General features: G+C 72.3%; 16 protein-coding genes. 5 read left to right on the forward strand and 11 right to left on the reverse strand.

The features are described from left to right. Positions 1-71: 71 nt before the first annotated feature. The 3 genes from MJ604_RS17095 to MJ604_RS17105 are packed head-to-tail and all read right to left on the reverse strand — an operon-like array spanning position 72 to position 2,599. Positions 72-788: a DUF4191 domain-containing protein gene (locus MJ604_RS17095; RefSeq protein WP_243059712.1), complete on the reverse strand. Its 717-nt coding sequence runs from the start codon at positions 786-788 to the stop codon at positions 72-74. Positions 789-819: 31 nt separating this feature from the next. Beyond that, positions 820-1,764, reverse strand: coding sequence for a lipoyl synthase (gene lipA, locus MJ604_RS17100; protein WP_243059713.1), 945 nt, complete (start codon positions 1,762-1,764; stop codon positions 820-822). A gap of 43 nt (positions 1,765-1,807) precedes the next feature. Further along, on the reverse strand, positions 1,808-2,599 hold the full coding sequence (locus tag MJ604_RS17105; protein ID WP_243059714.1) for a helix-turn-helix domain-containing protein: 792 nt from the start codon (positions 2,597-2,599) through the stop codon (positions 1,808-1,810). Between the two features lie 110 nt (positions 2,600-2,709). Between MJ604_RS17105 and MJ604_RS17110 the strand changes: the two genes are divergently transcribed. Then, positions 2,710-3,090 carry an isomerase gene (locus tag MJ604_RS17110; protein ID WP_243059715.1) on the forward strand — a complete coding sequence of 127 codons (381 nt, stop codon included), beginning with the start codon at positions 2,710-2,712 and terminating at the stop codon, positions 3,088-3,090. 6 nt (positions 3,091-3,096) lie between these two features. On the opposite strand, the gene MJ604_RS17115 is transcribed toward MJ604_RS17110, so the two are convergent. Next, positions 3,097-3,945 (reverse strand): ABC transporter permease, encoded by an 849-nt coding sequence (locus MJ604_RS17115; protein ID WP_243059716.1) that lies wholly within the window; start codon positions 3,943-3,945, stop codon positions 3,097-3,099. After that, complete coding sequence (locus MJ604_RS17120) at positions 3,945-4,886, reverse strand: ATP-binding cassette domain-containing protein (RefSeq protein ID WP_243059717.1); 942 nt, start codon at positions 4,884-4,886, stop codon at positions 3,945-3,947. The genes MJ604_RS17115 and MJ604_RS17120 overlap by 1 nt, the downstream gene beginning before the upstream one ends. 123 nt (positions 4,887-5,009) lie before the next feature. Here MJ604_RS17120 and MJ604_RS17125 point away from each other — a divergent pair, with 123 nt between their 5' ends. Together MJ604_RS17125 and MJ604_RS17130 are read left to right on the forward strand one after the other, a co-directional pair. After that, positions 5,010-5,360 (forward strand): helix-turn-helix transcriptional regulator, encoded by a 351-nt coding sequence (locus tag MJ604_RS17125; protein WP_243059718.1) that lies wholly within the window; start codon positions 5,010-5,012, stop codon positions 5,358-5,360. After that, positions 5,357-5,866: an SRPBCC family protein gene (locus tag MJ604_RS17130; RefSeq protein ID WP_243059719.1), complete on the forward strand. Its 510-nt coding sequence runs from the start codon at positions 5,357-5,359 to the stop codon at positions 5,864-5,866. Before MJ604_RS17125 ends, MJ604_RS17130 begins: the two co-directional genes overlap by 4 nt. On the opposite strand, the gene lipB is transcribed toward MJ604_RS17130, so the two are convergent. Further along, complete coding sequence (gene lipB / locus MJ604_RS17135) at positions 5,856-6,560, reverse strand: lipoyl(octanoyl) transferase LipB (protein WP_243059720.1); 705 nt, start codon at positions 6,558-6,560, stop codon at positions 5,856-5,858. The genes MJ604_RS17130 and lipB overlap by 11 nt on opposite strands. After that, complete coding sequence (locus MJ604_RS17140) at positions 6,557-7,444, reverse strand: alpha/beta hydrolase family protein (protein ID WP_243059721.1); 888 nt, start codon at positions 7,442-7,444, stop codon at positions 6,557-6,559. Before MJ604_RS17140 ends, lipB begins: the two co-directional genes overlap by 4 nt. A 66-nt stretch (positions 7,445-7,510) precedes the next feature. Here MJ604_RS17140 and MJ604_RS17145 point away from each other — a divergent pair, with 66 nt between their 5' ends. Continuing rightward, on the forward strand, positions 7,511-7,876 hold the full coding sequence (locus MJ604_RS17145; protein ID WP_243059722.1) for a hypothetical protein: 366 nt from the start codon (positions 7,511-7,513) through the stop codon (positions 7,874-7,876). Here MJ604_RS17145 and MJ604_RS17150 read toward each other — a convergent pair. The 3 genes from MJ604_RS17150 to lpdA all read right to left on the reverse strand — a co-directional run bounded on the left by MJ604_RS17150 (position 7,869) and on the right by lpdA (position 12,064). Then, a complete protein-coding gene (locus tag MJ604_RS17150; protein WP_243059723.1) occupies positions 7,869-8,765 on the reverse strand; it encodes a TIGR01777 family oxidoreductase in 897 nt (298 codons plus the stop codon). The genes MJ604_RS17145 and MJ604_RS17150 overlap by 8 nt on opposite strands. Before the next feature lie 93 nt (positions 8,766-8,858). Further along, positions 8,859-10,664: a 2-oxoglutarate dehydrogenase, E2 component, dihydrolipoamide succinyltransferase gene (sucB, locus tag MJ604_RS17155; protein ID WP_243059724.1), complete on the reverse strand. Its 1,806-nt coding sequence runs from the start codon at positions 10,662-10,664 to the stop codon at positions 8,859-8,861. Between the two features lie 20 nt (positions 10,665-10,684). After that, positions 10,685-12,064, reverse strand: coding sequence for a dihydrolipoyl dehydrogenase (gene lpdA / locus MJ604_RS17160; protein ID WP_243059725.1), 1,380 nt, complete (start codon positions 12,062-12,064; stop codon positions 10,685-10,687). Positions 12,065-12,146: 82 nt separating this feature from the next. Between lpdA and MJ604_RS17165 the strand changes: the two genes are divergently transcribed. Beyond that, complete coding sequence (locus tag MJ604_RS17165; RefSeq protein WP_243059726.1) at positions 12,147-12,512, forward strand: hypothetical protein; 366 nt, start codon at positions 12,147-12,149, stop codon at positions 12,510-12,512. 145 nt (positions 12,513-12,657) lie between these two features. On the opposite strand, the gene MJ604_RS17170 is transcribed toward MJ604_RS17165, so the two are convergent. Beyond that, a complete protein-coding gene (locus MJ604_RS17170; protein ID WP_243059728.1) occupies positions 12,658-14,157 on the reverse strand; it encodes a leucyl aminopeptidase in 1,500 nt (499 codons plus the stop codon). Positions 14,158-14,162: the final 5 nt, after the last annotated feature.

Here is a 14,162-nt window from a genome sequence, read left to right on the forward strand (position 1 = left end):
CGCCACAGCGCACTCGACGGGCTCCCGCCGATCAGCCGGCTACCAACCTGATGGCCGGGTACAGCTAGCGGTCAGCGCCCGCGCAGGTTGCCGCGCATGCCCTTCATGCTCGTCGGCACCGGGCCCTTGGGCATCGGGATCGCCGGGCGGCTGGCGTCGATCGCCTTGAGCCGGTTGAGGATGTCGGTCATCTCGGCGGGCTTGACCTGACGGCCCAGCTTCTGGATGTGCTTGACCAGCTTCGGCAGCGGGACCTGGCCCTCGCCGTTGCCGCACATGACCTCGTGGATCGGAACGCCGGCGGCGACCCGCTCGTGCTTGCGACGCTCGCTGGTCATCAGCGCCTTGAGGCGGTTCGGGTTGCCCTCGCCGACCAGGACGATGCCCGGAGGGCCGACCACGCGGTGGACGATGTCCTGCTGCTTGGTGAAGGCGACCACCGGGTCGGTCTTCCAGCCCCGGCGCAGCATCCGCAGCGCGGCCGCTGCCGCGCCCGCCTGGCCGTCCATCTGCTTGTAGGCGGCGGTCTGTGCGCGGCGACCGAACACGATCATCGCGAACAGCGTGCCGAACAGCAGCGCCGAGACGATCCGCAGGATCGACTGCAGCGTGCTGTCGCCGGGGAGCAGGGTCAGCAGCCCGAAGCCGAGCGCGGCGCCGACGACGAAGGCGCCGAGCAGCCACAGGGGGAGGGCGCGGTCGACCTTGCGCGCCATCCGGTAGGTCTCGACGAACTGCCGCATGCGGCCCATCTGGTCCGGGTCGACGGGCTTGGGTTCCTTCGCCATGTTCTGTGGTGCCTCGTTCTGGTGGGTCGGGTCAGGCGGTGGCGACGCCCTCGCGGACGTCCATGGCCTGACGGTACAGGCGACCGGCGCGGTACGACGAACGGACCAGCGGGCCGGACAGGACGCCGGAGAAGCCGATCTGGTCGGCCTCGTCCTTGAGCTCCACGAACTCCTCGGGCTTGACCCACCGCTCGACGGGGTGGTGCCGCACCGAGGGGCGGAGGTACTGGGTGATCGTGATCAGCTCGCAGCCGGCGCCGTGCAGGTCGCGCAGCGCCTGCGAGACCTCCTCGCGGGTCTCGCCCATGCCGAGGATCAGGTTCGACTTGGTGACGAGGCCGAAGTCGCGGGCCTGGGTGATCACGTCGAGCGAGCGCTCGTAGCGGAACGCAGGGCGGATCCGCTTGAAGATGCGGGGGACCGTCTCGACGTTGTGGGCGAGCACCTCGGGCCGCGACTCGAACACCTCGCGCAGCAGCTCCGGCTTGCCGTTGAAGTCCGGGATGAGGTTCTCGACGCCGGTGTCGGGGTTCAGCTCGTGGATGGCGCGCACGGTCTCGGCGTACAGCCAGGCGCCGCCGTCCTCGAGGTCGTCGCGCGCGACGCCGGTGATGGTGGCGTAGCGCAGGCCCATGGTCTGCACGGACTCGGCGACCCGGCGGGGCTCGTCACGGTCCAGCGGCTGCGGCTTGCCCGTGTCGATCTGGCAGAAGTCGCAGCGCCGGGTGCACTGGTCGCCGCCGATGAGGAACGTCGCCTCGCGGTCCTCCCAGCACTCGAAGATGTTGGGACAGCCGGCCTCCTGGCACACGGTGTGGAGTCCCTCGGACTTCACCAGGCTCTGGAGGTGCTTGTACTCCGGACCCATCTTCGCGCGGGTCTTGATCCACTCGGGCTTGCGCTCGATCGGGGTCTCCGCGTTGCGCACTTCGAGTCGGAGCAGCTTTCGGCCTTCTGGGGCGGGAGCTTGCGTCACGGCCCCAACTCTACGCGCGGCCCGGTGACCCGCCGATTCGGGATCAGGAGGCGTCGCGCAGGGCCGCCGCGGTCCGTTCGTCGGCGGGCAGGAAGGCCTCGATCGCGATCTCGTCCAGCGTGACGTCGCGCGGGGAGCCGAAGACCGTGGTCGTGTACGAGAAGGCCAGCTCGCCCTCGCCGGCGGCGAGCCGGAGGGGTACGACGAGCGGGTGACTCGCCGTCGCCGCGCCGGTGTCCTCGTGGCCGGGCGGGGCGGGGTAGTCCCGCAGCTCGGTGAGGAGCTCCGCCAGCGCCGGGTCCCCGGTGCGGTCGAGCTGGCGGCGTACCCGGCCCAGCACGACCCCGCGCCACTCGGCGAGGTTGCGGATCCGCGCGGCCAGGCCGTCGGGGTGCAGCGTCGCGCGCAGCACGTTGACCGGCGGCGTCAGCAGCTCGGCCGGCAGGTCGTCGAAGAAGGCGCGCGCCGCGCGGTTGGCGGCGACCAGGTTCCAGTGGGCGTCGACGGCCAGCGCGGGGTGTGGCTCGAGGCCGGTGAGGACCGCGTCGATCGCGGTCCGCGCGGCGCCGAGGTCGACGAACCCGCGCTGCGGGTGAGGCGGCGCGTAGCCGGCCGCGAGGTGGAGCCGGTTGCGCTCCCGGAGCGGTACGTCGAGCTCGTCGCAGAGCCGCTCGATCAGCGTCGGGCTCGGCCGGGAGCGTCCGGTCTCGACGTAGCTGAGGTGCCGCGTGGACACGTCCGCAGCCAGGGACAGGTCGAGCTGCGAGCGCCGCCTGCGCTCGCGCCAGCGGCGTACCTGCGCACCGACCGGGTCGGCCTCGAGAGGGGCGGTCATGCGCCCAGGCTGCCGGGGGAGTTGCGCCCCCGCAATGACCTCCGACGTCATCGACACCGCTCCGGCCCGAGGTCCACGCTGCTCCTCCATCCAACGAGAGGAGCACCACCATGTCGGACCTCGAGATCGCGGACCGCTACACCGCCTTCTGGAACGCCTCCACCGACGAGGACCAGCAGCGGCTGGCCGCGCTGACCTTCGTCGACGGCGTCGAGTACCACGCGCCCATCGGCGTGCTGACCGGCGCGCGGGCGATGATCGGCTTCCGTCAGGAGTTCACCAGTCACGTGCCGACCGCCCGGCTGGTGGCCCGCCGGGTGCCCGAGCGGCACCACGACCGGATGCGCTTCCAGTGGGAGATCGTCGTGGGGGACGAGGAGTCGTTCGCGACCGGCACGGACGTGCTCGAGCTCGACGGCGACGGTCGGATCAGCTCGGTGACGAGCTTCCTCGACCGCGCCCCCGAGGGCTTCGAGGCCACGCACCACTGAGGCGCGTCAGGGGACGTCGCGACGGCGGAACGCCACCAGCGACGCGGCGCTCGTGACGACCACGATGGCCGCGAGGTAGGGGACGGAGTCGGCGCGGGTGACCACGGTGGTGCACGGGTCCTCGTAGCCGACCTCGCCTCGCCTGGACACCATCGGCGCGCAGTCCCAGTCGTACGACGTGGACGACCCCACCAGGAACGCCTCGACGTTCGTGAACGGCGACAGGCCGGGGTTGTCGATGCCGATCGCGTTCCACAGGATCGCGCCGCCCACGAGCACGCCGATCAGGACGCCGAGGGTGGCGACCGTGCTGCGGAAGAGCATCGTCAGCGCGTACCCGGTGATGGTCGCGCCGGCGGCCAGGATCGCAGCGAGAACGCCCTGCTTGTACGCCGCCGGGACCGCGTGGTCGCGGATGTTGATGTCGCGCTGCACGGCGACCGCCCAGAGGCCCGACCAGTAGAGGGTGAGGACGACCAGCGTCACGACGAACGCCGCCGCCGCGACCACCGCCGCCTTGGCGAACCACACGCGGGCCCTGCGGGGCTCGGCGAGCAGCTGGTTGCTCATCGAGCCGGTGTTCCAGTCGTGGCCGGCGAACGTCGTGCCGACCAGGACGAAGAGGAGGGCGAGCACGACCGCGAGGCCGAACCCGGAGCCGCCCTCGCGCTCGCCGATGAGACTCAGCGTCGACCGCCAGTAGCCGTTCTGGCGCTCCTCGGGGGAGAGGGGGCGGGTGCCATGGACGACGAACCCGAAGACGACGACGGCCAGCACGAAGGAGGCCGCCACGAGGAGCAGGACCGCCCGCCGCCAGCGCAGCCGCGTCAGCTCGACCCCGACCAGACGCAGCATCAGGCCACCTCGTCCGCGTGCGCGCCGCCGAGCGTGGCGCCGCCCAGGTCGGTGCCGGACGTCAGCTCGAGGAAGACCGACTCGAGGTCACGTCGTACCGGCGTCAGCTCGCTCAGCCAGATCCCGGCGGCCCCGAGCGCCTGGGTGACGTCGGCGGGACGGTCGGTCTCGACGAGCAGGTCGTCGGAGAGGTGGAAGCCGGCGGTGTCGAGCACCCGCCGCGCGGCGTCCGGGTCGGGTACGGCGACGCGGTACGACGTGCTCGACCCGACGAGGTCGTCCACGCGACCCGAGGCGAGCATCCGACCCTGGCCGATGATCGTGGCCGACGTGCACACCTGCTGCACCTCGGCGAGGATGTGCGAGCTCAGGAGCACGGTCACGCCGGCCTCGCCGAGGCCGAGGATGGTGTCGCGGATCTCGCGGATGCCGGCCGGATCGAGGCCGTTCGTCGGCTCGTCGAGGATCAGCAGCGCCGGGTCCTTGAGCAGCGTGGCGGCGATCGCGAGGCGCTGCTTCATGCCGAGCGAGTAGGACTTGTACCGGTCCCGGTCGCGGCCCGTGAGGCCGACGGTCTCGATGGCGGCATCGACCCGCGCGTCGCGTGCGCCGATCGCCCGCGCGAGGAGCAGCAGGTTCTGGCGGCCGGTGAAGTTGGGGGAGAACTTCGGGCTCTCGACCACCGCGCCGACGCGGCCGATCACGGCCGGCAGCCGGTGGGGGACGGGCTCGCCGAAGAGCCGCATCGTGCCGGCGGTCGCGTGCGCGAGTCCGAGCAGCATCCGGATGGTCGTGGTCTTCCCGGAGCCGTTGGGGCCGAGGAACCCGTGCACCCCGCCGACCGGCACGGCCAGGTCGAGGTCGGCGACGGCGACGCGGAGGCCGCGCCTGCCGTTGAACTCCTTGCGCAGCCCGTTGGTCTCGATCACGAGATCACTCATCGACGTCCTTCCCGGTCAGGTACGCGTCTGACGACCCAAGCACCGAAAAGGTTGCACGCCGCGCAGCACGCGCCGGGAGAGGCGGGCCTTGCGTGATCGGTAACAGAATGGTTACCTATCTGCGTGGATGCCTTCGCTGCGCTGGCCGACCCGGTACGCCGCGAGCTCCTGGCCCAGCTCGCCTCCGGCCCGGCGCGCGTGGTCGACCTGGCCGGCGCCCGCCCGATCTCGCGCCCGGCGGTCAGCCGGCACCTGCGGATCCTCGCCGAGGCCGGGCTGGTCGTCGCCGAGGACCGCGGCCGCGAGCGCCACTACGCCCTGCGCCGCGACGGGCTCGACCCGGTCGCGGCGTACGTCGCCGGGCTGCGCCGGAAGGCACCGCTGACCACGCAGGCCCTCGACGCCCTCGACACCGAGGTGCGCCGTACCACCCGCGAGCGCCGCCGCTCGACCCCGACCGAGGAGACCGCATGACCCAGCCGACCGGCCGCATCGAGACCCGCGACGGCGTCCTGCACCTCGTCATCGAGCGCACCTTCCGGGCGCCGATCGACGACGTCTGGGCCGCGGTCACCGAGCCGGAGCGGATGGCGCGGTGGATCGGGACGTGGACCGGCGACTCCGCCACGAGGCGGGTGCACTTCCGGATGCTCTTCGAGGGCGGCGACCCGGACGACGCCGGCGAGGAGGTGGACATCCGTGAGTGCGACCCGCCGCGCCGGCTCGCGGTGACGACCCACGCCGGCGGCCAGTCGTGGCAGCTCGAGCTCGACCTGTCCGAGGCGGACGGCGTGACGACGCTGGTGTTCACCCAGCCCGCCGTCGACGGCGCCGAGGCGGAGAACGTCGGCCCCGGCTGGGAGTACTACCTCGACCGGCTGGTGCGCGCCGAGAGCGGCGGCGACCCCGCCGAGGTCGACTTCGAGCGTGACTACTACCCGGCCATGCAGGAGCACTACCGGGCGCAGGTCACGGGGTGAGCAGCTCGATCCGCGGGCCCCGGGCCGGGTCCGGCCGCGGCTCGTAGTCGGGGGTGGCGTCGTACGGCGCCCAGGCGAGGTACTCGGTGAGGTGCTTCTCGACGTACGGCGTCACCTCGGCGACGGTCACGTCGCGGCCGAGCTCGCGGCTCAGCGAGGTCACGCCGGCGTCGGCGATGCCGCAGGGCACGAACCGGTCGTACCAGCCGAGGTCCACGTCGCAGTTGATCGCGAAGCCGTGCATGGTGACGCCGCGGCTCACGCGGATGCCGATCGCGGCGACCTTGCGCTCGGGCCCCTTCTCGTCGGCGCGCAGCCAGACCCCGCTGCGGCCCGGGACGCGGGCCGTGGTCACGCCGAGGTCGGCGCAGACCTGGATCAGCGCCTCCTCTACCCGGCGTACGTAGTCGACGACCTTGACGTGGTCGGGCAGCGTGACGATCGGGTAACCGACCAGCTGGCCGGGGCCGTGGAAGGTGATCTTGCCGCCGCGGTCGACGTCGATCACGTCCGCGCCGCCCGGGTCGGCCGGCCGCTCGTGGGGCTCGGTGCGCTTGCCGGCGGTGAACACCGGCGGGTGCTCGAGCAGCAGCGTGGTGTCCGGCTGGGCTCCGTCGACAACGCGCTGGTGCACGTCGCGCTGGAGCTCCCAGGCGGCGACGTAGTCGACCAGGCCCGACTCCTCGAAGTTCACGATGTCGAGCCTACGCGCTCGCCCAGGAACGCCAGCTGGGCGGGGAGCATGCGGGCCCAGTAGCCGCCGTCGTGGGCACCGGGCTCGAACGTGCTCGTCAGGTCGGCGTCGTCCGGGAAGTCCTCCACGTAGTCCTCCACGTCGCGGTAGAACGGGTCACCGGTGCCGCAGTCGACGCGCACCGGGATGCCGTCGAGCTCGTCCTGGTGGCCGACCACGCTGTACTCGCGGTACTCGTCGGCGTCGGCGAACCCGGTGGTGGACGCGTCGTCCGGGTCACTCCAGATCGCCGGGCTCGCCGCGACGACCGCGCCGACCCGCTCGGGACCGAGCACGCCGGCCAGCCGCAAGGCGCCGTACCCGCCCATCGACCACCCGAGCAGGCCGATCCGCGAGACGTCGACGCCGAGGCCGGTGAGCTCCGGGAGGAGCTCGTCGGTCACCATCGCGCCCGTGTCGCCGTCGGGCTGTGGGTGCCAGTACGACGTGCCGCCCTCGGGCACCGCGATGGCGAACGGCGGGACGCCCCGGTCGATCGCCTGGGCGAGGAACGCACCCAGCCCGATCTCGTCGTTCACGGTGTCGTGGTGCTGTCCGAGGCCGTGCAGGGCCACGACGACCGGCAGCGGCCGTCCGGAGTCCGGCGGGTGGAGCAGCATGAACGGGACCTGACCACCCATCTGAGCGGACCGGAAGGTGTGCCGCACTGCGAGCACCGGCTCGACGTCGCGCGGGATCACGCCGTCCTCGCCGTTGAGGCCGAGGTGCGCCTGCGCCCACGGGCGGCCGGGCAGGACGCCCTGCTCGACGCCGATCCCGGCGCCGGCGACGGCGACGGCGCCCGCTGCGGTGCCTCCGAGCAGGAGCGTGCGACGGCTGAGCATCTGGCCGAGTGTGCCAGCCCTGTGGATGAATCCCGGCACCCGCGCGGATCGGGGTATCCGGTGAGGGTGCTCCCCGAACTCCTCCTCGCCCTGACCCCCGTCGACGTCCTGCACGCCTGGGACGAGCGGCGAGCCGAGGCCTGGGCGGCGGGCGACGTCGCCGGGCTGCGCTCGTTGTACGTCACCGGGTCGGCCGCGGGGCGCGCCGACGCGGCGATGCTGCGCGCGTGGCGCGAACGCGGCCTGCGCGTCGAGGGGATGGAGATGCAGCTGCTCTCGGTCGACGTGCGCCGTCGTACGCCGCACCTGCTCGTGCTCGACGTGGTCGACCGCCTCGTGGGCGGCGCGCTGCTGCCGGCCGACCTCCCGACCCGGCACGTGGTCACCCTGCGGGTGGTCGAGGGCGAGTGGCGGGTGGCGGGCGTCAGCTGAGGCCGGTGCGCACGACCTCGTGGACGGTGCGGTCGCGGAACCAGTAGCCGGAGTCCTCGAGCACGGCCGGGCGCAGGTTCAGCGACCCCAGCGCCTCGGGGGCGAGCGAGCCGGCGCCGAGCCGGATGGCGAACTCGGGTACGGCGAGGAACGCCCGGCGCTGGAGCGCGCGGGCGAGCGCCGCCGTGAACTCGGCGTTCGTCGGGGTCTCCGGGCTGCACAGGTTGACCGGCCCGCTCACATCCTGGGTCTCGGCCAGGTGGGCGACGCCACCGACCCAGTCGCGCAGCGAGATCATCGCCATGTGCTGCCGGCCGCTGCCCAGCCGGGCACCGAGCCCGAGCTTCGTGAGGAGCCGCAGCTGCTTGAGCGGCGCCCCGCGCTTGTCCATCACCGGCGCGGTGCGCAGCAGGCAGACCCGGGCGCCCGCCTCGACCGCCGGCAGGGTCGCGCTCTGCCACTCGCGGGTGACCTCCGTGAGCATGCTGGAGCCGTCGCTGCCGCTCGCTTCCGTGACGACCTGGGAGCCGTGGTCGCCGTACCACGCGATCGCGTTGCCGGCGAGGTACGCCGGCTTCCGGTCACTGCCCGCGATCGCCTCCGCGAGCACGCGGGTGGTGGTGATCCGGCTGGTCCGCAGGTTGCGGGCCCAGGTCTTCGAGTGCGGGTTGCCGATCGTGGGGGAGCCGGCGAGGTTCACGACCACGTCCGCGCGCTCGATGGTGTCGCGGTCGTAGGCACCGGCGTAGGGATCCCACGTCGACTCGTCCGGCGCGGACGTCGGCCGGCGTACCAGCGCCACCACGGAGTGCCCGCGGCCGGCCAGCTCCTCGGCGAGGTGGCTGCCCAGGAATCCGGAGGCCCCGGCGATCACGACGTTGAGGCTCATGTGTCCACCCTGTCACGCCCGCAAATGCCGAGTCGTCCGCCTCAGGCGGGCGTAGAGCCAGCCAGAGGCGGACGACTTCGGGTCAGTCGGAGGTCAGAGCTCGAACTGGCCGGACTCCAGGCGCTTCTTGACCGCCTGCAGGAAGCGGCCGGCGTCGGCGCCGTCGACCAGCTGGTGGTCGTAGGTGAGTGCGAGGTACACCATGTGGCGCACCGCGATCGTCTCGCCGAGGTTCGGGTCGTCGATGACCACGGGCCGCTTCACGACCGTGCCGGGGCCGAGGATCGCGACCTGCGGCTTGTTGATGATCGGGGTGTCCCAGAGGGCGCCGACCGAGCCGAGGTTGGTGATCGTGAACGTGCCGCCGGACAGCTCGTCCGGGCCGATCTTGTTGGTGCGGGTGCGCTCGGCGACGTCGGCGATCTTCTTCGCCAGCCCGGCGATCGAGAGGTCACCGGCGTCCTTGACGACCGGGGTGAGCAGGCCCTTCTCGGTGTCCACGGCGAACGCGACGTGCTCGCGGTCGAAGTAGGTCACCTCGCCGGCCTCGGTGTCGAGGGTGGCGTTGAGGGCCGGGTGCTCCTTGAGCGAGTCGATCGCGGCCTTCGCGAAGAACGGCAGGTACGACAGCTTCACGCCCTCGCGGGCCAGGAAGTCGGCCTTGTGCGCCTCACGCAGCCGCGCGATCGCGGTCACGTCGACCTCGACGACCTGGGTGAGCTGGGCCGAGGTCTGCAGCGACTCGACCATCCGGCTCGCGATGATCTTGCGCAGCCGCGAGATCTTCTCGGTCTTGCCACGCAGCGGGGACGGCGTCGCCGGGGCGGCCGGGGCCGACGAGGCGGCGGCCGGGGCAGCGGCCGGAGCCGCGGGAGCGGCAGCGGGCTTCGCGGCCGCGTCGAGCACGTCCTGCTTGCGGATGCGGCCGCCGACACCGGTGCCGGTCACGCCGGCCAGGTCCACGCCGTGCTGGCTGGCCAGCTTGCGCACCAGCGGGGTCACGTAGCCGGGGCCGTCGCCACCGCCGACGGGCTGCTCGGGCTGCTGCGACTGCTGCGTCTGCTGCGGAGCGGCGGGGGCCGGCTCGGGTGCCTTCTCCTCGGCCTTCGGCTGCTCCGGCTCGGGCTCGGGCGCCTTCTCGGGCTCCGGCTCGGGCTGCTTCTCCTCGGCCTTCGGCTCCTCCTTCGGGGCCTCCTGCTTCGGCTCCTGCTTCGGGGCCTCCTGCGCGGGCGCGGCACCCTTGTCGCCGATCACGGCCAGCTCGGCGCCGACCTCGACGGTCTCGTCCTCCTCGACCTTGATCTCCAGCAGCGTGCCGGCGACCGGGGAGGGGATCTCGGTGTCGACCTTGTCGGTCGAGACCTCGAGCAGCGCCTCGTCGACGGCCACCTCGTCGCCGACCGACTTCAGCCAGCGGGTCACGGTGCCCTCGGTCACGGACTCGCCGAGCGCGGGCAGCGTCACCGACGTACCCGAACCGCCGCCACCGGACGGCTTCGCCTCGGCAGCCGGCTTCTCGGCCTCCTCCGCGGCGGGCGCGGGCTCCTCGGCGGCAGCGGGCTCCTCGGCCTTCTGCTCCTCGGGCTCCGGCTGCGACTCCTCCTGCTGCTCCTCCTGGGGCGCCGACTCCTCGGCGGACTCCTGCGAGCCGCCACCCTCGCCCTCGTCACCGATCAGCGCGAGGACCGCGCCGACCTCGACGGTGTCGTCCTCGTTCGCCTTGATCTCCAGCAGGGTGCCGGCGACGGGGGAGGGGATCTCGGTGTCGACCTTGTCGGTGGAGACCTCGAGCAGCGCCTCGTCGACGGCCACCGTGTCGCCGACCTGCTTGAGCCAGCGGGTGACGGTGCCTTCGGTGACGGACTCGCCGAGTGCCGGCAGGGTGACTTCGGTGGCCATGGGCTTCCTTCGATTCTCGATCAGGCGTGTGCGTGGAGGGGCTTGCCGGCGAGCGCGAGGTGCGCTTCGCCAAGTGCTTCGTTCTGGGTCGGGTGCGCGTGCACGAGGGGTGCCACGTCTTCGGGGTACCCCTCCCAGTTGTAGATCAACTGGGCCTCGCCGATGAGCTCGCCGACGCGATCGCCGACCATGTGCACACCGACGATCGGCCCGTCCTTGCGGCGGATGAGCTTCACGAAGCCCTGCGTCTTGAGGATCTGGCTCTTGCCGTTGCCGCCGAGGTCGTAGGTCAGCGCCTCGATGTTCTCGGCGCCGTACGTCGCCGCGGCCTTCGCCTCGTCGAGGCCCACGGAGGCCAGCTCGGGGTGGGAGTAGGTGACCCGCGGGATGCCGTCCTCGTCGATCGGCGTCGGGTCGAGGCCGGCGATGCGCTCGGCGACGAGGATGCCCTGCTGGAACCCGCGGTGCGCGAGCTGCAGGCCCGGGACGATGTCGCCGACGGCGTACACGCCCTCGAGGTTGGTGCGGCAGTACTCGTCGGCGAGCACGAAGCCGCGCTCCATGGTCACGCCCTGCTCGTCGTACCCGAGGCCCTCGGTGACCGGGCCGCGGCCGACCGCGACGAGCAGCAGCTCGGCCTCGATCACCTCGCCGCCCTCGACGGTCACGGCGACGCCGGAGTCGGTCGTCTTGACGCTCTGGAACGGGGTGGCGGTCTTGAACCTGATGCCGCGCTTGCGGAACGCGCGCTCGAGCACCTTGGACGACGACTCGTCCTCGGCGGCCATCAGCCGCGGCAGCGCCTCGACGATGGTGACCTCGGAGCCGAAGCTGCGCCACACGCTGGCGAACTCGCAGCCGATCACGCCGCCGCCGAGCACGACCACCGATGCGGGGACGCGCTCGAGCTTGAGCGCGTGCTCGGAGGTGATGACCCGCTCGCCGTCCACCTCGAGGCCGGGCAGGCTGCGGGAGTAGGAGCCGGACGCCAGCACGACGTTCCTGCCGGTGTAGGCCTTGCCGTCCACGGTCACCTCACGGGGGCCGGTCAGCTTGCCGGCGCCCTCGATCACGGTGATGCCGCGGCCCTTGATCAGGCCGGTGAGGCCCTTGAAGAGCCGGGAGACGACGCCGTCCTTGTAGGCGTTCACGCCGGGCATGTCGATGCCCTCGAGGCTGGCCTTCACGCCGAACTGCTCGGACTCGCGGGTCTGGTCGGCGACCTCGGCGGCGTGCAGCAGCGCCTTCGTGGGGATGCAGCCGACGTGGAGGCAGGTGCCTCCGAGGTTGCCCTTCTCCACCAGTCCGACGGTCAGCCCGAGCTGAGCGGCGCGGAGGGCGCACGCATAGCCGCCGGAGCCGGCACCGAGGATGAGTACGTCGAAGTCGGGATCGGCCACGGGGCCATCCTTGCACTTCCACTCAACGTGTCCACACCGAGGTTCCTACGCTCCGGTAGGTCCGCAAGGCACACTTGTCCCCATGTCGTGGATGGACCGGTTCCGGCGCAGCTCGGGGACCAAGATGCGAGGCCCCGCCAAGGACGCAACGCGCACCGGGTCGACCCGGGTGCGTGCTGCCGACTCGGTCGACCTGGAGCACCTGCAGTCCTGGGTCGCGGAGCGCCGCGGCGTCGAGGGGTTCGTCGAGCCCCGTACCGCGGTCAGCGACGTGACACTGCTCCTGGTCGCGCACGACGGCGAGTGGACCCGCCGCCGCGTGCCGTCGGTGAACTGGGCGCACGACTTCTGCAACCGCGGCCAGATCCCGTCGTACGACGCCGCCGTCGTGGGCATCCCGCAGCGGATGCGCGATTACAACCGCCGCAAGAAGCAGCAGGGGCTGTAGGTCGTCGGGTGGTGTCGGGCCGCTGCCGGTTCACCATGTGATGGAGATGAACCCGCACTTCTCATGGCCTGCACACCATGTGAAGTGCAGGTTCGACTGCATCACATGGTGAAACTGCGACGACGACCCGCTCCGGCCGACGCCCTCAGGACTCAGCGAAGGTCCGCGCGTACTCCACGAGCGTCGACACCGCGACGCCGGTGCCGCCGGCGGTGACGTGGCCCCAGGGGCCGCCGGAGTTGAACGACGGGCCGGCGATGTCGAGGTGGGCCCACGGGACGCCGGCGGTGAACTCGCGCAGGAACGCCGCCGCGAACAGGCCGCCGCCCCAGCGGATCCAGTCGTGCTGCGAGAGGTCCGCGATCTTGCTGCTGTGGATCCGGTCGTTCATCCCCTCGGGGATCGGCATCGGCCACATCTCCTCGCCGGCGCTCGCGGCGGCCGCGAGCACGTCGGCGACGATGTCCTCGCTGCCCATCACGCCGGCGACGCGGTCGCCGAGCGCGACGACCATGTGCCCGGTGAGGGTGGCGACGTCGAGGATCACGTCGGGCTTCTGCTCGGTCGCGCGGACCAGCGCGTCGGCGAGGATCAGCCGGCCCTCGGCGTCGGTGTTCTGGATCTCGACCGTGGTGCCGCCGTACATCCGCAGCACGTCGCCGGGCCGCAGCGCCGAGCCGGACACCATGTTCTCGGCCATCGGGGCGAACGTGCTGACCTTGATGGGCAGGCCCAGCGCCGCGATCGCGTACGTCGCCTGCACGACGGCGGCGGCGCCCGCCATGTCGGACTTCATCTCGCCCATGCCCTGCGCGGGCTTGATCGTCAGGCCGCCGGAGTCGAACGTGATGCCCTTGCCGACCAGCGCCAGGTGCTTGGTCGCGCCCTTGGGCGCGTAGGTCAGCTCGACCAGCCGCGGCGGCGCGGACGAGCCGGCGCCGACGCCGAGGATGCCGCCGCAGCCGAGGTCGGTGAGCTCGGCGTCGTCGAGCACGCGGATCGAGATCTTCGGCGCGCCCTTGCCCTTCGTCCGCTCCTTGGTCGCCGCGGTGACGGCGTCGGCGAACTTCGGCGGGGTGAGGTCGCCCGGCGGCGTGTTCACCCAGTCGCGCGTCCCGGCCACCGCGCGGGCGACGAGCTGCGCGTCCTCGAACGCGGTCGTGACCTCCTTGCGGCGCGCGCCGGAGCTCAGCACGACCACGTCGTTCGGGCGATCCGAGCTGCCGTTCTTCTTGTACGTCGTGAACGCGTAGCCGCCGAGCAGGTAGCCCTCGACCACCGCGCGCACCAGCTCGGGGGAGTCGCCCGGCAGCGCCAGCGCGACCGAGGCGGCGTTGCTGACCCCGCGGGAGGCGACACCGGCGGCCTTGCGGACCGCGTTCGCGGTCGGCTCCTTGCCGAGCCCGACCAGCACCAGCAGCGGCGACGACAGCGTCCCCCCGGTCGGCAGCTTCACGACCTCGCCGGCCTTGCCGGTCACACCCAGGCTCGACAGCAGCGGCCGCAGCTTGCGGCCGTACGCCTGGGCGACGTCCTCTCCGCCGTCGGCGAGAGCGGGCCCCTTCGACGACTGCACGACCCCGACGACAACGGCGTCGCTCCGAGTCTTGGCGGGGCTGGCGCTGCGCAGGGTGTAGGTCGTCACCAGCG

Source organism: Nocardioides sp. SR21, from assembly GCF_022761125.1.
Classification (GTDB): Bacteria; Actinomycetota; Actinomycetes; order Propionibacteriales; family Nocardioidaceae; genus Nocardioides.